The 21,724-nt window shown below is 50.5% G+C and carries 18 protein-coding genes; 9 read left to right on the forward strand and 9 right to left on the reverse strand.

All coding sequences use genetic code 11. The features are described from left to right. The gene (locus G8768_RS04920) at positions 1-369 is read left to right on the forward strand and encodes a hypothetical protein (RefSeq protein ID WP_166850439.1); all 369 of its coding nucleotides are present in this window, start codon (positions 1-3) and stop codon (positions 367-369) included. Here G8768_RS04920 and G8768_RS04925 read toward each other — a convergent pair. Further along, the gene (locus G8768_RS04925; protein ID WP_166850436.1) at positions 350-1,354 is read right to left on the reverse strand and encodes a helix-turn-helix transcriptional regulator; all 1,005 of its coding nucleotides are present in this window, start codon (positions 1,352-1,354) and stop codon (positions 350-352) included. The two genes, G8768_RS04920 and G8768_RS04925, sit on opposite strands and share 20 nt — an antisense overlap. Positions 1,355-1,678: 324 nt before the next feature. Here G8768_RS04925 and G8768_RS04930 point away from each other — a divergent pair, with 324 nt between their 5' ends. Continuing rightward, a complete protein-coding gene (locus G8768_RS04930; protein ID WP_166850433.1) occupies positions 1,679-3,694 on the forward strand; it encodes a methyl-accepting chemotaxis protein in 2,016 nt (671 codons plus the stop codon). A gap of 51 nt (positions 3,695-3,745) precedes the next feature. Here the strand turns inward: G8768_RS04930 and G8768_RS04935 are convergent, their stop codons facing one another. Beyond that, the gene (locus G8768_RS04935; protein WP_166850430.1) at positions 3,746-4,420 is read right to left on the reverse strand and encodes a hypothetical protein; all 675 of its coding nucleotides are present in this window, start codon (positions 4,418-4,420) and stop codon (positions 3,746-3,748) included. A 237-nt stretch (positions 4,421-4,657) separates the two neighbouring features. On the opposite strand from G8768_RS04935, the gene G8768_RS04940 reads away from it, so the two are divergent. Then, on the forward strand, positions 4,658-5,626 hold the full coding sequence (locus tag G8768_RS04940; protein ID WP_166850427.1) for an SDR family oxidoreductase: 969 nt from the start codon (positions 4,658-4,660) through the stop codon (positions 5,624-5,626). 5 nt (positions 5,627-5,631) lie between these two features. Here the strand turns inward: G8768_RS04940 and G8768_RS04945 are convergent, their stop codons facing one another. After that, entirely contained in the window at positions 5,632-6,513 is an 882-nt protein-coding gene (locus tag G8768_RS04945; RefSeq protein WP_166850424.1) for a LysR substrate-binding domain-containing protein, read from the reverse strand. 153 nt (positions 6,514-6,666) lie between these two features. Here G8768_RS04945 and G8768_RS04950 point away from each other — a divergent pair, with 153 nt between their 5' ends. Both G8768_RS04950 and fghA read left to right on the forward strand, forming a co-directional pair. Continuing rightward, complete coding sequence (locus tag G8768_RS04950; protein WP_166850421.1) at positions 6,667-7,791, forward strand: S-(hydroxymethyl)glutathione dehydrogenase/class III alcohol dehydrogenase; 1,125 nt, start codon at positions 6,667-6,669, stop codon at positions 7,789-7,791. Between the two features lie 36 nt (positions 7,792-7,827). Then, positions 7,828-8,670, forward strand: a complete 843-nt coding sequence (fghA, locus tag G8768_RS04955; RefSeq protein WP_166850418.1) for an S-formylglutathione hydrolase — start codon at positions 7,828-7,830, stop codon at positions 8,668-8,670. Positions 8,671-8,812: 142 nt separating this feature from the next. Here fghA and G8768_RS04960 read toward each other — a convergent pair whose 3' ends face one another. Next, the gene (locus G8768_RS04960; protein WP_166850415.1) at positions 8,813-9,187 is read right to left on the reverse strand and encodes a nuclear transport factor 2 family protein; all 375 of its coding nucleotides are present in this window, start codon (positions 9,185-9,187) and stop codon (positions 8,813-8,815) included. 107 nt (positions 9,188-9,294) lie between these two features. On the opposite strand from G8768_RS04960, the gene G8768_RS04965 reads away from it, so the two are divergent. Beyond that, positions 9,295-10,164 (forward strand): LysR family transcriptional regulator, encoded by an 870-nt coding sequence (locus G8768_RS04965; RefSeq protein ID WP_166850410.1) that lies wholly within the window; start codon positions 9,295-9,297, stop codon positions 10,162-10,164. Between the two features lie 19 nt (positions 10,165-10,183). Here the strand turns inward: G8768_RS04965 and G8768_RS04970 are convergent, their stop codons facing one another. Both G8768_RS04970 and G8768_RS04975 read right to left on the reverse strand, forming a co-directional pair. Beyond that, a complete protein-coding gene (locus G8768_RS04970; RefSeq protein WP_166850406.1) occupies positions 10,184-10,849 on the reverse strand; it encodes a hypothetical protein in 666 nt (221 codons plus the stop codon). Between the two features lie 324 nt (positions 10,850-11,173). After that, complete coding sequence (locus tag G8768_RS04975) at positions 11,174-12,607, reverse strand: alpha/beta hydrolase (RefSeq protein ID WP_166850402.1); 1,434 nt, start codon at positions 12,605-12,607, stop codon at positions 11,174-11,176. A gap of 227 nt (positions 12,608-12,834) precedes the next feature. Here G8768_RS04975 and G8768_RS04980 point away from each other — a divergent pair, with 227 nt between their 5' ends. After that, on the forward strand, positions 12,835-13,977 hold the full coding sequence (locus G8768_RS04980; protein WP_166850399.1) for an alkylhydroperoxidase-related (seleno)protein: 1,143 nt from the start codon (positions 12,835-12,837) through the stop codon (positions 13,975-13,977). Between the two features lie 32 nt (positions 13,978-14,009). On the opposite strand, the gene G8768_RS04985 is transcribed toward G8768_RS04980, so the two are convergent. Both G8768_RS04985 and G8768_RS04990 read right to left on the reverse strand, forming a co-directional pair. After that, positions 14,010-16,460: a putative bifunctional diguanylate cyclase/phosphodiesterase gene (locus G8768_RS04985; protein ID WP_166850396.1), complete on the reverse strand. Its 2,451-nt coding sequence runs from the start codon at positions 16,458-16,460 to the stop codon at positions 14,010-14,012. Between the two features lie 11 nt (positions 16,461-16,471). Continuing rightward, on the reverse strand, positions 16,472-18,106 hold the full coding sequence (locus tag G8768_RS04990) for a FecR domain-containing protein (RefSeq protein ID WP_166850393.1): 1,635 nt from the start codon (positions 18,104-18,106) through the stop codon (positions 16,472-16,474). Positions 18,107-18,677: 571 nt separating this feature from the next. Between G8768_RS04990 and G8768_RS04995 the strand changes: the two genes are divergently transcribed. Further along, positions 18,678-19,769 carry a hemolysin family protein gene (locus tag G8768_RS04995; protein ID WP_166850390.1) on the forward strand — a complete coding sequence of 364 codons (1,092 nt, stop codon included), beginning with the start codon at positions 18,678-18,680 and terminating at the stop codon, positions 19,767-19,769. Between the two features lie 23 nt (positions 19,770-19,792). Continuing rightward, positions 19,793-20,398 carry an MSMEG_1061 family FMN-dependent PPOX-type flavoprotein gene (locus G8768_RS05000; protein ID WP_166850387.1) on the forward strand — a complete coding sequence of 202 codons (606 nt, stop codon included), beginning with the start codon at positions 19,793-19,795 and terminating at the stop codon, positions 20,396-20,398. Positions 20,399-20,445: 47 nt separating this feature from the next. Here G8768_RS05000 and G8768_RS05005 read toward each other — a convergent pair whose 3' ends face one another. Next, positions 20,446-21,681 carry an NAD(P)/FAD-dependent oxidoreductase gene (locus G8768_RS05005; protein ID WP_166850384.1) on the reverse strand — a complete coding sequence of 412 codons (1,236 nt, stop codon included), beginning with the start codon at positions 21,679-21,681 and terminating at the stop codon, positions 20,446-20,448. Positions 21,682-21,724 lie beyond the last annotated feature (43 nt).

Raw genomic sequence — 21,724 nt, forward strand, 5'->3', positions numbered from 1 at the left:
GTGGCCGGGCTTAGCCTTTGGTATCTGCTTGCCCTCGTTTACAACCTCTCTGCTTATTTTAAGATCCAGAACGGGGAGGCGTTCCTGGCAAGCAGTGATCCTGTGAGAGGAACGCTGTTCATTTCTCTATTTATGACCGTGCTTGGCTTAAAGGAGGGCTTCCCCGGTATTTTCAAGTTTGTATTTCCCATCGGCCTTTCTGTATTGGCCTATGGTGGCTTTGTTAATCATATCGTTTACTGGTTAAGGCACGGCGGTGCTAGCGAAGGCACTGGGCATATTTTGTTGTGTGCGTTGAGTCTTAATGGTTTTGCGGTCGTCTGTGGAGTGTCGTTGTGGTGGCGAGAACTCAGGGGCGATCGTCCCTAGGTGAGTGCCCAAAGTAGCGTTTGTAGGCTCGCCCGAATGCTGATTGATCCTTGTATCCTACGGCAAGGGCGGTCTCGAGAATATTGCTCTTCCCCGCTGTGATCAGGCAGCGGGCTGATTCCATTCTCTGTTGCAGTAGATAGTCAGAAAAATTCATTCCGACACTGGATTTGAAGGTGCTCAATAGGTTACTGCGGCTCAGGCCCGTCTCTCTGGCAAGTCGGTCGATATCGGGTTGAGTCGCCAAATTGTTGTTGATGTTTTGTAGAATGAAAGCCAGTGCTTTAGCCTTGTGATGACTTATCTGAATACTGTTGTCCAGGCCTTGATGTAAACGGTAAAAATCGTTGAAGGTATGGAACAGCAATTCGGTTACTTTGGCTTCAAGATAAATGCCTGCCATATGGTGCTCGTAAGGCATGGCCAGGATTTCTTCCAAAACCTCTTTAATCGAGCGACTCAGGTTAAGGCTAAAAACTCTTTCATCTTTGAGCTGCAAGAGTTCCTGCACCGGTGTGGGAAAGTTTTCAAATTTTGGTTGAAAGCGTTCAATCAGCTTTTCTGAATTCAACCAAAGCCCCAGGCCTTTTATCGTTTCACCTGATTTATGGCGTCGTGTCTGCCGGCCTCCGATGTCATAACTGGCGAGATAGGAACGAGGCACTCCATCGCCCAGCAACGCTTTCTGGTTGAGTTCCATATCGCTGCCGCCGCTGAGTACATACTCCAGACTCAGCATGTTGTCGAGCTGGCTGTGGCTGATAAAGTCTTTAGTGATGCTGAAGTCGCGAATGCCGATCAGCCCAATGTCGTGATAGGCGTGCAGCCAATATTGCCCTTGAATGCATTGCCTGAATTCCGAATCATCGTAGTGATGCACGCCGAAAAGGGCTTCTTCGCCAGTCTGCTGACGGCGGTAGAACGCCATCAGGTCCGGGGCGCCGATTGCCAGGACCGGGCTGCTGTGGGTATCCGGTAATTCCATTGCGCTAAAGTAGAGAGGCCAGTGAATTCAAGAACAAGAACTATACGTCAGAGTTTTGAATGAATAAACGATCAGGAGCCTAAAGTCTAAGCCCTTATGGGCGATAAGGGCTTATGAAGGTTCGACTAGGCGGGCTTTCCTGCAAATGGCTCTCCCAAATACAACAACGATTCAGGGGGAGGGAAAGGATCGAGTATCAACAGTGACAGGGATGTCTCAAGCCGCTTCTTGAATATTCCGACAGATTACTTGGCCCCAGAAGATTCGCCTTCCGAATTCAATAGCAAAGATAGACCGTTGTTTAGCATTCAGGTTTTGCACAATATGAAAATTCGATCGAAAGCTATATTTATCAGCATACTGCCGGCTTGCCTTATCCTGGCGATTATTTTGGCGTTTGTGCTGGCCTCTTATCGCAGTGATGTCGAGCAGGGCTCGGTACGGGAATTGACCGTTGAGCTGGAGGCTTTGGGTGCCTCCATTGATGGCAAAAACTACGGTGCCGTATCTACCGCCGAAACCATGGCGGCCTCTCAGGTGTCGGGTTTATTTGGCGATTATGATAAATCTCTGAAATTTGCCCGGCAGGTTTTACTGACACATCCGGAATACCAAGGCGCCTATTTTGGTTATGAGCCCGATTCACAACTCAATATTGCAGCTGTTGATTCAGGCCTCTCTTCGTCGATCGATGAAAATTGCTGTGTGGAAGGCCGTTTTCTGCCGTATTTTTCCCGTTCAGCGCAAGGCATTGAGCTATCACCTCTCGCGGATATGGAAACCAGCCTCTACTATCAAGGTGTCAGGGAAATATGGGAAGCGAATAAAAACAAAGACACGCAGGGCTTGATTACCGAACCCTATGTGTATGAGGGCGTGCCACTGGTTGAGCAGGTCTTTCCCATTATTATCGACGGTGAGTTTAAGGGCATTGCTGGCGTTGATCGGCGCTTGGATAGCCTGTTAACCCTTATCGAAGAGTTTAAGCCTTTTAACAGTAGCAAGAATTATTTAATCAGCCGTCTCGGGAAAATCATCACGTCGACGGATCGCCCAAATGATTTGTCCATGAAACCGTTGAGTGCGTACCCCAAGCTAAATACCTTGTTTGCCCAGCCGGCAAACGGGAGTAAAAGTCGAGTATCAAAAGGGCTTGATCCTGTCAGTGGGCAGGAGATCTTTGTGATCTATACAACGATTGAAACCGGAAGCTGGGGGTTGGTAACCACGGTAGAATCCCGGGAAATTCTCGCGCCGGTTTTAAGCAGTACCCGTCAGTCCATTTTTACCGCAATTGTGCTTCTCCTGATCATGTGTGCCGTGGTGTACGGGCTGATCAATACGATGGTCAGCAAGCCCCTGAGTCATATTGTTGATAAGTTCAATGAGGTGGCGAGTGGCGGTGGTGATTTGACCGCGCGCCTCAGTGCGGACCGACAAGATGAGGTGGGTGATCTGGCGGCGGCTTTTAACAGTTTTGTTGACACCCAAGCCAAGATGATCTCGAAGCTGGATCACTCGGTCATGGCCTTGAATGAGCAAGGTGACGTGATACAGGGAGATCTCGACGCGACCTTAAAAGCGATTTCTTACCAACAAAATGAAAGCGTTCAGGTTTCTGCCTCTGTCGAAGAGATGTCGCACAGCTCGAAAAACGTTGCGGAAAATGTTTCTCAGGTGGCAAAAAATATTTCGATCGCCCGTGGAGATGCTGAAGACGGCCTGGAGTCTGTATCCAGGGTGGTCAAAGAAGCCAATAGTTTGAAACTCAACCTCGACGAGATGAAAGAAACTGTCGATGATGTCAGTAAATCTGCTCTGCAGATTAACAAAGTATTGGAAGTGATTAACGGCATTGCCGAGCAAACCAATCTTCTGGCCTTGAATGCAGCTATTGAGGCAGCCCGTGCCGGTGACAAAGGACGAGGTTTTGCCGTGGTTGCGGATGAGGTGAGAATGTTGGCCCAGCAAACCCAGGAGTCAACCGCAGAAGTCGCGTCCGTGATTGAAGGTCTGCAAAAAAATTCGGATCTGTCCGTCAAAAAAATGGGAACCAATCAAAGCAAACTCCATGATTTGGTGGACATTGTTGATGTGGCTGGCAGTTCTCTGGAGAAAATTTATTCCTCCATCAAAGAGGTGGATACTTTATCCGGTCAAATTTCTGTCGTAACAGAACAGCAGTTCGCTGCCACCCAAGAGATCAACAATAACGTCGGCACCATTTCCAAAGCGGCCATGGAATGCGAGCAGCTTGCCCAGAGCACTTCGAAATCGATCCAAAAGATGGGGGCAACCTCAAATGAAGTGAAGGATCTGGTGAAGCAGTTTCAATTCTGATGTTTTCGACGGGCTTAAATCATTCATTGTGTTGGAGAGCGTGTATCAATGTCAGCGGTAAGCGTTAAAACTCTGGTATGTTGATGTGCTGCCGTTCTTTCCCAGGGAAAGGGTATTGGCAAGGCTTAGGCTCACAATCATATTTTTAATGGTTCTGGCGTCCTGGGGTTCAAGGCTGTGCGTTTGATCTTTAAACTGCTGTGAGAGTTTGAGGGCACTGGATTTCAGTTCATTGTCTGGGGCCGTTAACTTGTCGGCATCTATTGATTTTATATGCTCATAAGCTTCTTTGACGCTGGCCATCAGGTCTGTTTTTGATGGATCGTTCTGAAGCTTGTCGATCAGCGTTTCAGCTTTTTGAGTGAGGCTGGATACCGTGTCGTTTTCCCCTTCAGGCCCTTCTGTACCGGAGCTTTCTCTGAGGTGCTGGGGCATATTGTTGTACTGGTTATTCGAAATCAAGCCGTAATCTTTCAGGCGTTGCACAAATTCGGGTGTGATCTTGATTTGTGATGGGCCGCCCGGGTAGAACTCCTCCGCCAGTTTTTGAAGATGGAGTGCCCGACTCGAAATTTGAGTAGTGGAAGCCTTATTGGCCGTGTTATTGGCCGGCTGTTCTGCTGTTGGTGTTGATGTGGGCGTTGATTGTCCCGCGTCGCTTGCCGCAGATGGTGTCGATGTATTGTGGCCCTGAGTCGAATTCAGGTTTGTACTGTTTATTGACACTTTGCCCTCCATTTCCACAGTTTTTATAGTGTTTAGCAAGGTTCAGGCCAATCTCCGGCCTCGCTTTTTTGAACTGCTCAGCGGTTTCCAGCATTCTTCCGTTTTCTGAAACTAGTTATCACTTTTAACCCTGTGAATACCGTCCTCGCTGGCTTACGGTGAACGCCGCTTTGACGATTTTAATGGCGCTTATCGCGCCCCATGTTGAATTCATATCCAATCGGACGAGATCATTTTATGAAGTACCTCAAGCTGTTTGTGTTAATGGTAATGATGCCTGTCTCGGCATTTTCTGAAGCGGCCGCAGAGCAGGCCAAGGCGGCACCTAAAGCCGTATTGGTCACGGGAGCCAGTTCGGGTATCGGCTTGCGCATGACCCAGTTGCTGTCGAAAAAAGGCTTCTATGTTTACGCAGGAGTTTTGCATAAAGAGGAAATGAGCGCGCTGGACGCCTTGGATAATGTAACGGCTGTTCAATTTGACGTCCGCAATCAACAGGAAATCGATGCGGCTGCGATCTTTATCAAGGCGCAAGGCCGAGGTCTTTATGGTTTGATTAATAATGCCGGCGTGTCGATTTTTGGCCCAATGATTGAATTGCCCGTTGAGCAGCTGGAATACCAGATGGATGTGAATGTCTACGGGCCTTTTCGGGTAACACAGGCTTTTGCTCCTTTAATTATGGAAAGCGAAGGGCGAATCGCAACCACCGGCTCCATTGCCGGCATTTTGTCACCGGCATTTATGGGCGCTTACAGTATGAGTAAGCACGCCATTGAAGCTTATACCGATGCACTGGCCCAGGAGATGGCCCGTTACAATGTCAGTGTGCATGTCATCGAGCCAGGTAATTACGGCACCAATATCGGTAATGCGGCGAAAAAACGTCTGTTGGAACAAAATTATTGGAGTGAAAAGACTCGATACAGCAAAACTCGGGAAGGGTTGTTGGCCAGACTGGATCAAACCGAAAAAGGCCCTGATCCAATTGATGTCGCTGAGGCTGCTTTACATATGATGCAGAGTGACTCGCCGAAGCCTCGTTATATGGTGACGGCTACGCCGGCTCAATCTGAAATTACCTTGCGCCGCCAGCTCAGTAAAATGCTGGAGCTGAATGCCGATCAGGTCCATCAATTAAACCGTGATCAGTTGGTTAAGTTGCTGGACGAAGAATTGGCGAAGGCGTCGGCTTCTAAAAAGTAAACCGATTACTGGCTTTTCTGCCTGGCAAGGTGTTCGGCCAGGTAATCGATCAGCATTCTGATTCGGGGCGATAGATAACGGTTTGGGGGATAAACGCCCCAAACCCCTTCGCTGCGATCCTGATACTGTTCCAGCAGGGCGCGCAGTTTGCCGCTGGCCAAATGCATCTGAACGTAATAGTCGGGCAGTTGCACAATGCCAATGCCTTTCAATGCCGCATCCAGCAGAGCCTCACCGCTGTTGTATCTCAGTCGGCCTTTCAGGCGGATATTTTTATCACTGTCTTTTTGCTTGAAGCGCCAGTAATCCAGTGTGCCTAGCAAGCAATTATGTTGCTTAAGTTCAGACAGGCTGTGTGGCGTGCCGTGGCGTTCGAGATATGACGGTGATGCACATAGATAGTTACTGCGATCGCCCAGACGCTTTGCGATCAAGGCTGAGTCTTCCAGCTTTCCAAGCCGAATGGCGATGTCATAGCCTTCTTCCACCAGATCGATCTGACGATTGGTGAAATAGGCATTGATTTCAATATCCGGGTACTGAATCAGAAAATTATTCAGCACGGGGGCCAGAATGCGTTCACCATAGGTGGCGGGAGCTGTTAACTTTATTTTCCCGCGAGGCAGTTCCCGCAGCTGGCTGACGGCATTTTCGGCCGCGTCCAATCCATCCAGCAGCGCTCGGCAATGCTGGTAGAAGGTATTACCTTCCTGGGTAAGAGAAACCTTCCGAGTTGTGCGGTACAGCAGTTTGACGTTCAGACGCTTTTCCAATGCGCTGACTTGCCTGCTTACCTGAGCTGTAGAAATGCCCAGCTTTTGAGAGGCCTGGGTAAAGCTCTCGGTTTCAGCGACCTGTACAAATTCGGTGATGCCTTCCCACTTCACTATTGTTACCTATCAGTAATAATGTTTTACCAAAATATCCAATTATCATTATTTTGGCAATGATTATAATGACGCCTCAAAAGGGCTGAAGCCATGTTGGCCCGGTCGCCGTAAACGAATTTAGCCAATATTGAGAAGTGAATTGAGGTGCTTATGTCAGAGCAGTTTATAAAATCCAAAGCCGCTATTGCCTGGGGGCCTGGTCAGCCACTGTCTGTTGAAGAAGTGGATGTGATGTTGCCCAAGGCGGGTGAAGTCTTGATCAAGATCCAGGCATCCGGTGTGTGTCATACCGATGCATTCACCTTGTCCGGGGAAGACCCGGAAGGCATCTTTCCCTGTATTTTGGGGCATGAAGGTGGCGGAGTGGTGACCCAGGTCGGGGAAGGGGTGAGCAGCGTGAAAGTGGGTGATCATGTGATCCCTTTGTACACTCCTGAGTGCGGCGAATGTAAATTTTGCTTATCGGGAAAAACCAATCTTTGTCAGCAAATTCGCGAAACCCAGGGCAAAGGGTTAATGCCCGATGGCACGACTCGCTTCTATAAAGATGGCGAGCCCATTTACCACTACATGGGTTGTTCCACCTTCTCTGAATACACGGTATTGCCTGAAATCGCGCTGGCGAAAGTGAACCCTGAGGCACCTTTGGAAGAGGTCTGCCTGTTGGGTTGCGGTGTCACCACCGGTATGGGCGCGGTAATGAATACGGCCAAGGTTGAGGAGGGTGATACCGTTGCAATTTTCGGTTTGGGCGGCATTGGTTTGTCGGCCATCATCGGTGCAACCATGGCCAAGGCCTCGCGCATTATTGCGATTGACATCAATGAGAAAAAATTTGAGTTGGCGAAAAAACTCGGCGCCACTGACTGCATTAACCCACAGAATTTCGATAAACCCATTCAGGATGTCATTGTCGAGCTAACCGACGGTGGTGTTGATTATTCGTTTGAGTGTATTGGCAATGTCAATGTGATGCGTTCGGCGCTCGAATGTTGTCACAAAGGCTGGGGTGAGTCCGTCATCATTGGTGTTGCTGGCGCGGGTCAGGAAATTTCCACTCGGCCTTTCCAATTGGTCACCGGGCGCGTATGGCGAGGCTCAGCATTTGGTGGTGTGAAAGGACGCTCTGAATTGCCGGATTATGTTGAACGTTACCTTCAGGGTGAGTTTCAACTGAATGACTTTATTACTCATACCATGGGTTTGTCTGATATTAATGAGGCTTTTGATTTGCTGCACAAAGGTGAAAGTATTCGCTCGGTTATTCATTTTTAATGGCGCAAGCAAAAGCTTCACTCGGGATAATTTATCATGACGATTGAAAATTTAAGTGCAAATAAAAGCTTTGGTGGCTGGCACAAGCAATATCTACACAGTTCATCGGTATTGAATTGCCCAATGCGTTTTGCGATTTACTTGCCACCTCAGGCGTCCAGTGAACATAAAGTTCCAGTGCTTTATTGGCTGTCAGGTTTGACCTGTACCGATGAAAACTTTATGCAAAAAGCCGGCGCTCTGCGCATTGCTGCAAAACTTGGGCTGGCCATTGTTGCGCCCGATACCAGCCCGCGAGGTGATGAAGTTCCCGATGATGAGGCCTATGATCTTGGGCAGGGTGCGGGTTTCTACGTGAATGCCAGCGAAGCGCCCTGGGATCAGAACTATCGCATGTTTGACTACGTGAATACGGAGTTGCCGGCCATTATTGAATCCACCTTTCCGGTTACGAATCAAAAATCCATTGCCGGTCATTCAATGGGGGGGCATGGAGCCCTGGTGAGTGCTCTGCGTCATTCTTCTCAATACCGATCGGTTTCAGCATTCAGTCCTATTGCACACCCTGGTGATTGCCCTTGGGGGCGCAAGGCACTTTCGGCCTATCTGGGCAAAGATCGTGGTCAATGGACTCAATACGACGCCGTACAGTTGTTATGTGACCAGCGGGATTGTCTGCCTGCCTTGGTGGATCAAGGGCAGGATGATGAGTTTCTGGTTGAGCAGTTGAAAATTGATGTGTTGGAATCGGTGGTGAACAATAATGGTTTGCCGATCAATATTCGCCGACATGCCGGTTATGATCACAGCTATTACTTTATCGCCAGTTTTATCGAAGATCATTTGACCTTTCATGCAGAGCATTTGGGCTTGCTTTGAGAACGGCCTCAGGAAACCGTTCTGAGCGCGCCACCCAAGGGAGCTGGCCAGGGTTTTTAGCGGAGTGAGGTGCGCAAACTTCACCCCGCTAACTTGTACCATGAGTTGAGGCTTATAAATCGATGGCGATGAGTTGAAACGATCAGCGCTCGCCCTGAATTTCAAACACATCATTTTCCAGGCGGGCTTTGCCATCGTTGTCGATCACCCAATGCTCTGAATGAACCACACCATACGCTTTATTCATCGTCCAGCTTGAACTCAGAAGGTAACCGCCTTGTTCGGAGGCTTCCCACTTTACATCGGTATAGTCCACATCCGCATAGCCTTGATCAATAATGCCCTGCCAAAATTCCTGGATGGCTTTGCGGCCTTTAAACACACCGAAAGGTCGTGCTTCCATCACGGCATCCTCACGATACTGCTGTGCACAGCCAGCCGCATCCTGTTGGTTAAACGCGTTTTGCCAAGTGCTGATACCTTCTTTGCAGAGTGTAAGCTCGTCTTTGCCTGACATAATCTTGTCCTCGTTGTTTGATGTCGTTGGGCTCAGTATAGGTTTGCTATTGGATCTGAAAAACAGTCTAATAAAAACGGTATGTTTAACTAAATAGAACAGTGGCAATGAATCAATTACGGCATATGTCGGTTTTTGCGCATATCGTTGAGAGAGGCTCGATTACGGCTGCGGCGGCCCATCTGGATCTGTCCAAGTCCGTCGTCAGTCAACATCTCAGCCGCTTGGAGCAGGAACTGGGCGTCAGTCTGCTGAAGCGCACTACCCGGCAGCAAGTGTTAACCCCGGCAGGAAAGATGTTCTACGAGAGTTGCCAGGCCATAAATCAACAGGCCGAACAGGCCTGGCAGCAGGCCCGACAAGCTCTTGAGGCGCCCCAGGGGCGGGTGCGTATTACCGCACCGGATGCGCTGATGAGTACGCTGGTCGCGCCGGCGATCGCGACAACCATCACGCTGTATCCTTTACTGGACATTGAGCTGATCAGCAGTGACAAGCGACTGGCGATCAATGCCGACGACATTGATTTGGCGATACGGGTTGGTGAATCCGTTGCCAGCAACCTCATGCAGCGGCGAATTGGTGAATTCAGGGATGTGCTGTGTCAGGGTAAGTCTGTCGCCGGGGAGAAGATTAACGAAGAAACGGTTTACGTTGCGAACACCTGGCAGGGGGCGACGATTCAGCATCAGTTTGTTAATCCCAAAAGCCGCAAACGAATGAATTATGCGCCGAGTAAATTATGCCGGGTGGATTCTTTTCATACCGCGATTGCACTGATTCAAAATGGCGCGGGTATCGGTCTGATTCCGGATTTCCTGGCGCAGTCCTCAAGCGGCACCATTTGCGAAGCCTTTCCGGGTTTTCAGTTGCCCGCCAACCCTGTGTATGCCTTACACCCTTATGGGCAACTGCTGCCGCTTGGGGTTTCGGTATGCCTGGAGGCCATTGAACAGACCTTGGCGAATTCCATATAAGGCCTTTGCCGGGGTCTGTTCATTGCTTCAAAAATTTACCGGCCTGCGCTGGTAATTCTTGTGATCGAGCCCTGGAAGCAAGGCCGGCCAGAATGATTCCGAGAATGCCCAGTGCGCCCAGTGGAACCGTGGGTACTTGTCGAGGCGCTGCGGGCAAAGACACGCTCTGCCAGTTAGAGGCCATTCCGCTTGCCGATGCGTTGGCATTGCTGAATAAATTGCCGCTCATGGATGAAAGCGCAACCGCGAGGGAAGCACCGCCAAGGAACCAGATCCCAATTTGACTCGTGTTTGTGCCTGGGGTTACAGAAGCCTGCGACGTAAAGTTTATGGATCCCATCGACGTCGGGACGGCAATCAGTTCACCTGAAGCATCACTTTGAAAATCAGTCATAAAGGAAAAGTCATGGCCGGGTGCACTGGGATCAAAGGTTACTGAAATCACACCATCTACAACAAAGGCAACGCTCACGATATCGGTTGACGTCCAGCTTTGGTTGATATTATTCGTGCCGCCATTATCGAGCACAACTCGCGCCACCAAATCCTGGCCTGCAGAAGCACTGTAAATGCCGGTAGAACTGGCAGAAACTGCATCCTGAAATTGGTAGGTAAATGGGGCGGCTGACAGTTTACCGCCATAGGCTGCCAATAGTACTAAAATCCCTTTGAACAAAGTGTTCACATCATCTCCTACTGCGGTATGAAAAACGTGATCGGTATTATTGTGGCGCTTGTTGTGCGCCAACACTCTGAATGCTTGTTAACCGCTAATGTTATAGGGAATACGAGTCCGCTTTTATGACTTGTGTTCTTAAACCTTCCTGGCTGAAGGCGGTTTCGAAGCGCGTATTTTTCAAAGGATATCTGGCAGTTTATGTCATTGCTATAAGCGGACAGGTTGAAATGACAATAAAATGTGATTTTGTCCCCAGGGGATAAAATTTTTTACCGCTGCATCAAATTTGATTTTTCAAGGCAGAACGCTCTGCCTTGAAAAACGCCTTGTCTAAAAATTAATTTTGCTTTTTTCGTCGGAGCAGCTGTCGCCTTTTATAGGGGTATCGCCCAAAAACGCATTTGCATAGGCCTTAAAACAAGCTGGAGCGTTCAGTGCAATAAAGTGCGGGGCATCGTCTATTGTAATCATATTTATTGTTGACCCCGTGTTCATGGATTTTAACTTTTGAACATGTTTTCTGGCCCCAAGGTGGTGAGTTTTAGGGTCCATATCACCGTGCAAAACCAGAGTTCTAGGCATGTTTTCAGGCACTTTGGCAAAGTACTGGTCACGTTGGTAACGCGGCAAAGTGACCTCGGCCATCAGTGTTGGTAGTGGGCTGGTAAAGCTGAGTTCGTTTTCTTCTTTTTTGATATCGGTTTTCTTGGCCTCAGGGCGAAGGTTGTTTTCGGCGGCGGTAATCACTTGCACCAATGGGACAGAACTTCCGAAGTTGGCGTAGTTCTGATTGAAACCGGCGTAGTAATGTTGTGCGGCTTCCAATGCGTTTAGCAAGGGCTGGCCATTACCTTCCTGTAGAGCCAGTAGAATAGTGGGGATGTCATTGCGAAGAGGCGGAATGTCCAGCAATGTGCCCAGGCTGTTGGATAAGCTGGCCGCCTTCAGTTTAGGATCGAGCGTTTCCAGGCTCTGATATTTCCGACTGAGTTCGGCGCTGATTGATAAGAGGTCCTTACCTTTGCCACAGTTCGCATCCTGTTGGCACTTTTTCAGAAGCGTCTTACCCATTTCATCTACCACAAAGGAGCGGCGACTTAATTCGTACTCCTTGTCATCCTGAAGTGGAACCAGTGAGTCCAGAATCAGTCCGTCAATCTTAACGTTCTCCAATTGCAGCAAGCGCAGGCTTAATTGCGTGCCGTAGGACACAGCGTACACATAGCGTTTGCCCGGGCTGCTGTGCTGATTAATCAGTTGGCGTAAGTCCTTGGCCGCATTACTGATTGAAAAGGCTTTCACATGATCCGGTTTGGCGTACATGCTGCCAAAGCAGCTTCCCCATTCGGCACCCACCAAGGCGACTCCACCGTCGGAGGCCAGCTGCTCTTCTTTGCAGATGGTGCTGGAAGCGCCGGTGCCTCGGTGGTCAGGAATGTAAATATCCAGTGTGGGAAAAGCGTTTTGATAGTGCTCGATAATTTTGTAAAAGCTCGCGCCGGATTCGCCCGGACCGCCAGCGATTAACCAGATACTGCCTTCCGGTTTTTCCTGCGCGGGAAACTTTCGTACAAACAGATTGATGTTGTCTGTTGATGATTGATCGTCGTGCTGCAGCGGAGCGGCAATGTTGGCGCAAAGAGAATCGGCCAGTTCTGGATGCTGCTGTGCTTCTGAACAAGCGTTAAAGCTGCCTGCAAGGGTTTGGGAACTGGAAAAGGCCAGGCTTGCGCCCAGCAGTGTGAGTTTAAGAACCTTGTTCATAAGAGTGCCATTTACTGCTGCTGTTAATGTTTGTTGTGCGAGCTTAGACGGCCATGATGAGTTGATTGGATGCAGCACATAACACATTGATTGAAATTGCCAAGTTTGTTCGACAGCCACGCCTTGTTGCCGCTGATGAAAGCCCCTACTATGCAGGCTTAAAATAATAAAACCGCCAGGGTAAGACCCGTTACCTTGTCTGGCACAATGGCATACAGGAGTATTCCATGTTGTTCTCTGTCGACTCTTTTCCCCATCTCGTCACTGATGATATCTGTCTGCAATTTAATCGCGTCTGGCAGCGCCTGGCTGAGCCCGGTTACTGGTGGACGGCCAGACAGCGTATTGCCATTGCTCAGGCGATGCGTGAGTCCAGACCTCGCCCTGTTTATGATCGTCAGCGCGCGGAACCTGGAGAGCTGGCACACGATAATATGGCGCAGGAGTTAAGCCCTTTGGTGATCGACACCATTGAACGGGTAACGACGGAATCGGGCCAGCTTGATAAAGCCTGGTGCAAAGCGGTATGCGCGCAAATCGGTGAAGGAGCGTACGCCGAGTTGGTGGCGATTATTATTCTGGTGTTGCCGATCGACCGCTTCTGTCTGGCGGTTGGCAGGGCGTTGCAGCCATTGCCGGAGCCTCAAGCGGGGGAGCCTTTGCGTGAATACCCGGAAGACCTTGTCGATAACGGTGCCTGGATTCGGCAGACGGCATCAGCGGTAGCCAATAAAGAACTGGTGAACGTTTCTCGTGCGGTCAGTGTCTGTCCGATTGAAAATGGTTTGCGACGCGATTTGGTCGATGCCATGTACATGGAAGGGCACAGCTTCTTTGACAAACTCTGGGACCGTAAATCTCTGTCTCGTACGCAACTGGAAATTGCTGCCACACGCACCTCGGTTATTAATCGTTGTTTCTATTGTGCGAACGGGCACACCATGATTCTGGATATGGCGGCAAAAGCGAGCGGTGACCCCGTGGATTTGGCGGCGCCCCAGGGCGTGGCGGTGAGCGATATCGGCGTGGCCCATGGTGAACTGATTTTGGATTACACCGAGTTTGCCAACCGCGAGCCGGAAAACGCCTATGAGTCGTATGGACAGCTGGAAGCATTGCTCGGCGAACGCGGCGCCATGGAGCTGGCGGCTGTGGTGGCGATTTTCAATGGCTTGAATCGTACCAGCGATCCGACCGGTGTTCCGATGGAAGAAACCCTGATGGCCTACGGACGTTTGGGAAATAAAACCGAGAAATTGGGCTTGTCGGAGATGGTCGGTATCCATAACACCCAACGCCCGAATCTATGGCAGAGCATTTGGATTTTGCTGAAGTTTCAGCTGCGCCGATTGATGGGGCAGGGGCAATAATCAAACCGGAGCAGCGATGCCGAGCACCCACCCTATGCCCTTTGTTCCAGATATTCGCACAGTTCATCGAAGGGCAGTGCCGGGCTGAACAGAAACCCTTGTAATTCATGGCAGCCATTGGCTGTCAGGAATTCGCTGTGCTCCTGCTCCTCAACACCTTCAGCAACAATCGCCAGGTCCAGTCGCTTGGACATTTCAATAACGCTGAGAATAATTTCACGGGCATTCTGACTCTGGCCGATTTCCCGGGTAAAGGAATGGTCAATTTTGATGCGTTTATAGGGCAACTTCTTGAGGTGGCTCAGTGAGGAATATCCCGTACCAAAATCGTCGATGGTAAAGTCGATGCCAAACTGCGTCAGTTCGGTCATGACCTTGACGGCGGTATCCATATCTCGCATTAATGTGCTTTCGGTAACTTCAAATTCCAGGCTGGAAGGCGGCAGGCCCAGCTCCAGGACAATCAACTGTACCCGGCTGACGAAATTGTCCGACATAAATTGCTGGGGAGAAATGTTCAGCCCCATCTGGATGTCATCATAGCCCAGCTCGCGCAGCTGCTTGAGATGCAGGCAAGCTTTTTTCAGCACCCAATCACCGATGGATGAAATCATACCCGAGTGTTCGGCAACGGGAATAAAACTGTCGGGAATGATCCAGCCCAGTTTCGGGTTCTTCCAGCGAAGCAAGGCTTCCACCCCGTTAACTCGATTACTCTGGCTGTCGATACGCGGTTGAAAGTGCAATTCAAATTCCAGGCGATCAATGGCATGCACCAGGGCCTGTTCAAGTTCGTAACGGGCCTGGACTTCCTGGCCAATGGTTTCTGAATAAAAACAATAACTGCTGCGATCATCCATGCGCGCTTTAAACAGGGCCGTGGCGGCATTGCGAAGAGCTTCACCGGCATCGTGGCTGTCTTTGGGCCAACAGCTTACGCCCATTTTGGCAGAGAGGATCAAGCTCTCACGTTCTTTGGTAATCGGTCGGCTGAAACTGGCGCAGAGACGATCCAGTAAATCCAGTGTGTTGTGACTCTCGGCATTATCGGGAACCAGAAAGGCAAAGTCATCGCTGTTTAGTTGTGCGATAAAATAATTTGAGCGATTGATTTCCCGGAGTTGTTCGGCAATCTGCAATAAGCTGCTCTTGCCCAGACTCTGGTCATAGATACTGTGGCTGGAGTCGCTCCAGTTAAAATGGCAGATCACCAGCGCCAATTGTTTCTGGCTCTGATTTTGAATAATGTCGGCCAGCTCCCGTTCCAGGGCACCCTGGTTCGGTAATTCGGTAAGAGGGTTGTGGCTGCTGAGTTCGTCCAGTTTTTCCTGCAAAGCACGCTGGGATTGGGCCTGGGAATGCAGGCGCCACAAATTCCACATCGGCCAGCAAATCATTAAACAGGCAATGGCTGTGGCCGGGGCAAACCAATAGCGAGTGCTCGCCAAAAGAAAAGCCGACAGGGCGATGCATAAGGCAATAAAAATCAGCGTCAATGCAAAACCATAGCGCAGTGGCGCCATCATGATGGCGATGGCACCCAGCAAAATGATAACGATGCTGATCAGCCATTGCTGAACGTTGCTGAATTCCTGCAAAATTTTTCCCTGCAGCAAACCGTTCAGTTGCTGGGCCAGTAATTCAACACCGGGCATACGCTCATGTTCCCGGTACAAGGGCGTCGCAATCCGATCGCCAATGCCGGCGGCGGTCACACCCACCAGCAGGTATTTGCCGTTCAGGACATCCAGGTCGATACGTTCACGCAAAACGTCGGCGTAGGACAGCCGCAGAGTTTGTTCCTGTCGTCGGGTAAAGGGGATAAGGCCGCGCTTGTCACGAACCCAGCCAACGGCCATTTGCTGGCGTAAATCGTTGCTTTTCAATTCGTCCAGTTGGGGCATGTCATCACCGGCAAACTGGGCCATGGCGATGGGCAGAGAGGGCCAATAGGCTTCCCCCATGCCGCCATAGGCATGGAATTTTCGATTCAGTCCATCGAGGTCAAGTTCCACATCAACATGGCCAATACCCGCTGCACCTGCCGCCAGATTGGCCATGGGCAGAAGTTCACTCACGCCCGACGCTTTGCTCAGCAATACCGGTGCGGTAATCAAAAATGTTTTACCGTTTTTCTCGATGGCATCGGCCAGCGCTTGATCGACGCTGGTTTGTTGTGACTCGGAAAAAATAATATCCAGGCCGATGGCTTTGCTATCGTACTGGCTGAGAACGTTGATCAAATCGGCGTGAATATCCCGTGGCCAGGGCCAGCGGCCGAGTTCCATAATGCTGGCGTCATCAATATCGATGATGACGATTTCGGGGGACATGGAAGGCGCCTGAACCGGCAGAAGTAAATCGTAGCTCAGGGTATCAAAGCGGTTAAGCAGCTGACTGTAACGCAGGCCGCTGGCCAATAGCAGAAGGCCAGCGAGTAGCAAGAGTGCAATGCCCAGTGTTTGTTGATGTCGCCCGGGCATGCTTCCGCCTGTTAGATAATCAAAATGGCAATAATACCAAGAATCAGAGCCCAGTGACTGTTATCGGGCAATCCCTCAATCACTTGAGTGCTGCCCCAGGGGCTTTCATAGCCGTCGGATTCAATGGTCTTAACGCGCATATAACGATTGTTGCCACTGTGCGGATCAAATTCAAATTGCGGAGCTTCGGTCATCTCATCCACGATAATGTGTTTAAAGTTTTTATCACGGGCAATCTGTACCTGATAGCGTTGGCCTTCGCCGGTTTTTTCCCAGCTCGCCAACAATTTGCCGTTAGTGCTTTCCAGTGACGCGTCGGGCTCCTTTGGAATGGGCTTCACGTTATAGTGACGAGTGACGCCAACCGGGCCGTGTTCGCCATCGCTGGCAATGCTGGTCAAGCGCCAGTAGAAGTCACCCAGCTGAGCAATGGCATTGCTGTCGAAAGTGCGCGCGCTGGTTTCTTCTTTTAGCAATACCGTTTTGAACTGATCATCGCTGGCAATTTCCAGCAGGTAGCGCTGGGCATCGGTGGATTCGGTCCATTGCAAGGTGGGACACTCTCCGCGATAACTTTGCTTGTTGTGTGGCTTCAAGGGCAGTGGAGGTTGCGGGCGTGCATCAAGAACAAAGCGTGTCATGCGTTCAAGGCCTTCCAGGCCGAGTTCATCGATGCCTCGTACGCGGACATAATATTCGCCATCGGGCAGGTCTGGCAGAGCGGCTTTATTGTGTTTGCTGACGCCTTGCCATAACAGTGTTTCAAAGGCCTCATTGTCGGCGATTTCAGTGCGATACGCTTTTGCGTCGGCCAGTTTGTTCCATTCCAGGCGCCAGTTCAGCTGTCGAATGGCGGCGGGAATTGCCTTGAAGCTTGGGGGAGGCAGCAGCTCTTTCGGTTTGCTGGGGGCTTCCCCGGCTTTCACCTGGGTGCCAAAGCCGGCCGGTACCAGAGTCTGGGATTTACCACCGGACACCGCAACCTTGCCTTCAACCACTTCGATGTTGGAGATTTCTCCGGAATCATCGGCAACTGCGCGATACGCCGTTCCGCGCACGGCACTGATGGCCGAGGGTGTGTGAATTTCAAAGCGCGAACCGGGGCCAACCGCTGTCGTCACCTGGGAACTCAATCGACCTTGCAACAGTTTAATGCGGGAGTCCACCATGCCGGTACTGCCGTGGGCACTCAGGTGATCAAAGCGAACGATGCTCTGATCGAAAATCGACACGATGGAATTGTCGGCAAACTTGATGGCGACACCGCTGTTCTCTCCCGTGCGAATAATGTCGCCGAGGTAGATTTCCATAGATTTACTGGCTTGCAGCTGCTCTTTGCCTTGGGCTCGCTCGATTTCTGCCTGACCGGTGATGGAGTGAATTCGTGCAGGCACGACATTGGATTTGATCCAGGCCATGGGAACCCGAATCACCGAGCCGGGCTTCATGCGAGTGGGCTCGGCGATATTATTGATTCGGCGCAGCTGCTCAAAACGGGTGACTTTATCCAGGTGCTTCTCACTGAAGTTCCAAAGGTTGTCGCCATCCACAACTGTGTATACCCAGTGCTCAGCATGGCTGCTGGGAATAAAACAAAGGCTGAATAGGCATAGTGCCAGCGCGGATCGCAGATGTTTGAGCAACATATTCTTATTCCAACGATTAAACGGCTTAATCTTTGTATGTTTTGTGCAGGGGCCAGTCGAAGGCTTTACCGTTGTCTTTGCTCGGTATATGGCGAGCAAATCTCGCGCCCCTTCCGTGGTGTCTGGCTGCTTAGTCTATCAAAAACCGGGGTAAATCCCATGGTTACGGGGAAAAGCCCGTGATCAACGTTCCAGTTTGAGACTGGGTACACGCCGCAGAGGCCGTAGTCTGGGCGGTAGGGGCCCACCTTGAGCGTGCCGGGGTACCAACAAAGCGCGGCAGCATGGCGTCTGAAATATGAACCTAGGCTGAAGATTTGTCTTTATTTCCGTAGAGCAGAGATATTGGTTCTTTATTATGACTGCATGGGTATCTTGGATGGAGCCCATATGGTCAGGGGCATAGAAAGCTTCACCGTCCTTCGGTATAGGGTAGCTGCCTCTTGTGGCTGCCAGAACCCGGCTTGGTAATCAGGTTTGGCAGTACCCTGGCTTCCCTCAGGCTTTGCGTGGTTGAACTTAAACGAAAGTGATAAGGTTAGCCCCTGAAATTTGACTCGGAGAACCCGCCTTGCTGTTACTGATCACCTATATGGTGTTGGCCATTGTTATTTCCTTCCTGTGTTCCGTGATGGAAGCCGTACTGTTGAGTATTACCCCGAGCTACATCGGCGTGCTCCGCAAAGAAAACGAGATTCTGGCCAAACGGGTGCAGACCCTTAAAGACAATATTGATCAACCTCTCTCCGCTATTCTTACCCTGAATACTGTTGCTCATACGGCCGGTGCGGCTGGCGTGGGAGCCCAGGCCGCGGTGGTATTTTCCGATGCGGCGGTGGGTATTGCCTCGGCGATCATGACGTTGTTGGTTCTGGTCTTGTCAGAAATCATTCCGAAAACCCTGGGGGCCACCTACTGGCGAGCACTGACGCCTTCGGTGTCCATCAGCCTGGTGTTTCTCGTCAAGGTGTTCAAACCTTTTGTATGGCTGGCGGATCGCCTGACACGCCTGCTGGGTAAAAAGGAAGATGAGGCGCACTATATCCGCCAGGAAATTGAAGTGATGGCGGAGTTGGGCTCGAAGGCGGGTGCCTTGAATCAGGATGAGTCCGATACTATTCGCAGCTTATTGAATTTCCGTACGGCCAGTTTAAAAGACGTGATGACGCCGCAAACGGTACTCTTTAAAGTTCATAAAGACATGACCGTGGATGAGTATCTTTCAGAGCACGGTTCGGTGCCGTTTTCCCGTGTGCTGGTTTACGATGAGGACGGTGATGATGTGATTGGCTTTGTGCACAAGAACGACTTGATGCTCGCCTATCACCGTGTCGGTCATGATTACCGGGTGGGCAAGTTGGTGAAGTCACTCTATACCGTACCGGAAACCTTGTCGGCCCCAAGCTTGTTTCAAAACCTGCTGCAACGTCGTGAGCATATCGCCTTGGTGGTGGATGAATACGGTGCGGTTCAGGGGATCGTCACTCTGGAAGATTTGCTCGAATCCCTGATTGGTGTAGAAATTGTGGACGAACATGATCGCGTCAGCGATATGCAGGCTGAAGCTCAACAGCTGTGGCGTGAGCGTCTGGAGAGTCAGGATAAGATTATCGATTCCAGTGGGCTTACGACTGAAACAGAAGAAGAGCAAAAAACGGATTAACCCTCTGATACAGGAATCGCGCTGTGTTTATCAATAGTGAATCTGAGTTGCGGAGTCTTTATGGTCACGCGGCCGGGCGAGCCAAAGACAAACAATTACCGGCGTTGGAAAAACACAGCATTAACTTTATTCATCATTCGCCGTTTATGCTGCTGTCGACGGTCAATAAAAGCGGGCAGTTGGATTGTTCCCCCAGAGGTGGTGTCGCAGGTTTTGTTCACATACACAATGAGCGGCGCATTTTGATCCCCGATGCCAAGGGCAATAATCGCCTGGACAGTCTGGTCAATATTCTGGACACAGAACAGGCGGGATGCTTGTTCTTAATTCCTGGGGTGGACGAAACTCTGAGAGTTAACGGGCAGGCCAGGCTCAGCCAGGACCCTTCTTTTTTGGACGTGTTCAAGAATGAAGACAAGCCCCCGAAGACTTGTATCGTTCTCGATATTGACGAAGTTTTTCTGCATTGTGCCAAAGCTCTGATGCGTTCTAAATTGTGGTCTGAAGAAAGCAAGATTGAACGCAGCAGTTTTCCCACCATGGGACGTATGATCAATGATCAGTTGCGCATCGACGGTGAGGTGGAAACTCAGGAGGAGATGATCAGAAGGTATATGAAAGATATTTAATCGTTTCATATACCTTCTTCTGTTATTGGCCTGTTGTTGGACCGTTGTCAGGCGGGGCCAGGCGCTTTGGCCGCCTCGATCAACGTTTTCAGCTCCACATTTTCATCGCTCAGTTGCTCAGCGTTTAGCTTTGCATTGAGTTTTAGCAATTGCTTGGCCGCCATAAAATCTTTCGGGCGATTAATGCAATCCGCAGCAATCAGTTCGCCTTCCCTGAAATACCAAACACTGAAATTTTCCTCCTCGGGATTGCCGCGCACAATATGATGGGTGTACCCCATATTAAAGCCGGCGATTTGCAGTTTGATCTCGTATTGATCGGACCAGAACCAGGGGTGCTCAACATTGGGCAGAGGCTTGTTGCAGAGCGTAGACGCAATGATACGAGCGGTATCATTCGCACTGGGTACCGATTCCAAACGCAGCTGGCGTTTGAGCTTGGGGTGAGGGTAGGAGCAGCAATCGCCCGCGGAAAAAATATCCATATCGCTGCTGCGGCCCTGTTCATCGACAACAATGCCGTTGTCAATCGTGAGCCCGGCTTCTTCGGCGAGTTCAACATTGGGCAGAACACCTATGCCGACAATCACCATATCGGCAGGAAACTCAGTGCCGTCGGAAGCGATGACCGACTCGACCTTGTGTTCGCCCTTAATGCATTCGAGTTGAACATTGTCCAGAACCTTCACGCCTTCGCGCTGGTGTTTCTGTTGGTAAAAGTTGGAGACCTCAGCGGCGGTAACGCGTTGCAAAATGCGTTCGGCGGCTTCCAGTACAGTAACCTCGGCGCCCAGTTTTTTCAGGGACGCGGCGGTCTCCAGACCAATGTAGCCACCGCCGATAATGATCACGCGGCTGCCAACTTTTAACTGTTGTTGAATCTGTTGGGCATCTTCTGCATTGCGCAAATAGTGAACCTGCGGCAATTCAGCACCGGCCAGTGGCAGCAAGCGCGGGCGAGCGCCAGTGCAGAGCACCAGTTTGTCGTAACTCAGTTGCTCCCCGTTGCTCAGCTGAAGCTGTTTGCTTGTGCGATCGATTTGTTGAACTCGCAGGCCGAGTTTTAATTCCACGTCCAGCTTTTCATAGGCCTGGCTCGGGCGGATCAACAATTTATCTTCGTCCAGTTCACCGCTCAGAAAGGCTTTCGATAAAGGGGGGCGCTGATAGGGCAGCAGATTTTCTTCACCGATGAGGGTAAGTGGTCCGGTCCAGCCCAGCTGTCGCAGACTGGCTACGAGTTGGGCGGCGGCGTGAGAAGCGCCAACAATTACACAATGCATAATCAAACTTCCATCAACAAAAAAGGCCACACAAAAGACTTTT

It is taken from the genome of Pseudoteredinibacter isoporae (assembly GCF_011602085.1).
Lineage (GTDB): Bacteria > Pseudomonadota > Gammaproteobacteria > Pseudomonadales > Cellvibrionaceae > Pseudoteredinibacter > Pseudoteredinibacter isoporae.

Excerpts from the sequence above, each read along its gene's own strand:
- G8768_RS04930 (WP_166850433.1), top strand. The coding sequence starts at position 1,679 with ATGAAAATTCGATCGAAAGCTATATTTATCAGCATACTGCCGGCTTGC.
- G8768_RS04985 (WP_166850396.1), bottom strand. The coding sequence starts at position 16,460 with ATGCCCGGGCGACATCAACAAACACTGGGCATTGCACTCTTGCTACTC.
- G8768_RS04960 (WP_166850415.1), bottom strand. The coding sequence starts at position 9,187 with ATGTCAGGCAAAGACGAGCTTACACTCTGCAAAGAAGGTATCAGCACT.
- G8768_RS05005 (WP_166850384.1), bottom strand. The coding sequence starts at position 21,681 with ATGCATTGTGTAATTGTTGGCGCTTCTCACGCCGCCGCCCAACTCGTA.
- G8768_RS04950 (WP_166850421.1), top strand. The coding sequence starts at position 6,667 with ATGTCAGAGCAGTTTATAAAATCCAAAGCCGCTATTGCCTGGGGGCCT.
- G8768_RS04990 (WP_166850393.1), bottom strand. The coding sequence starts at position 18,106 with ATGTTGCTCAAACATCTGCGATCCGCGCTGGCACTATGCCTATTCAGC.
- G8768_RS04965 (WP_166850410.1), top strand. The coding sequence starts at position 9,295 with ATGAATCAATTACGGCATATGTCGGTTTTTGCGCATATCGTTGAGAGA.
- G8768_RS04975 (WP_166850402.1), bottom strand. The coding sequence starts at position 12,607 with ATGAACAAGGTTCTTAAACTCACACTGCTGGGCGCAAGCCTGGCCTTT.
- G8768_RS04940 (WP_166850427.1), top strand. The coding sequence starts at position 4,658 with ATGAAGTACCTCAAGCTGTTTGTGTTAATGGTAATGATGCCTGTCTCG.
- G8768_RS04925 (WP_166850436.1), bottom strand. The coding sequence starts at position 1,354 with ATGGAATTACCGGATACCCACAGCAGCCCGGTCCTGGCAATCGGCGCC.
- G8768_RS04980 (WP_166850399.1), top strand. The coding sequence starts at position 12,835 with ATGTTGTTCTCTGTCGACTCTTTTCCCCATCTCGTCACTGATGATATC.
- fghA (WP_166850418.1), top strand. The coding sequence starts at position 7,828 with ATGACGATTGAAAATTTAAGTGCAAATAAAAGCTTTGGTGGCTGGCAC.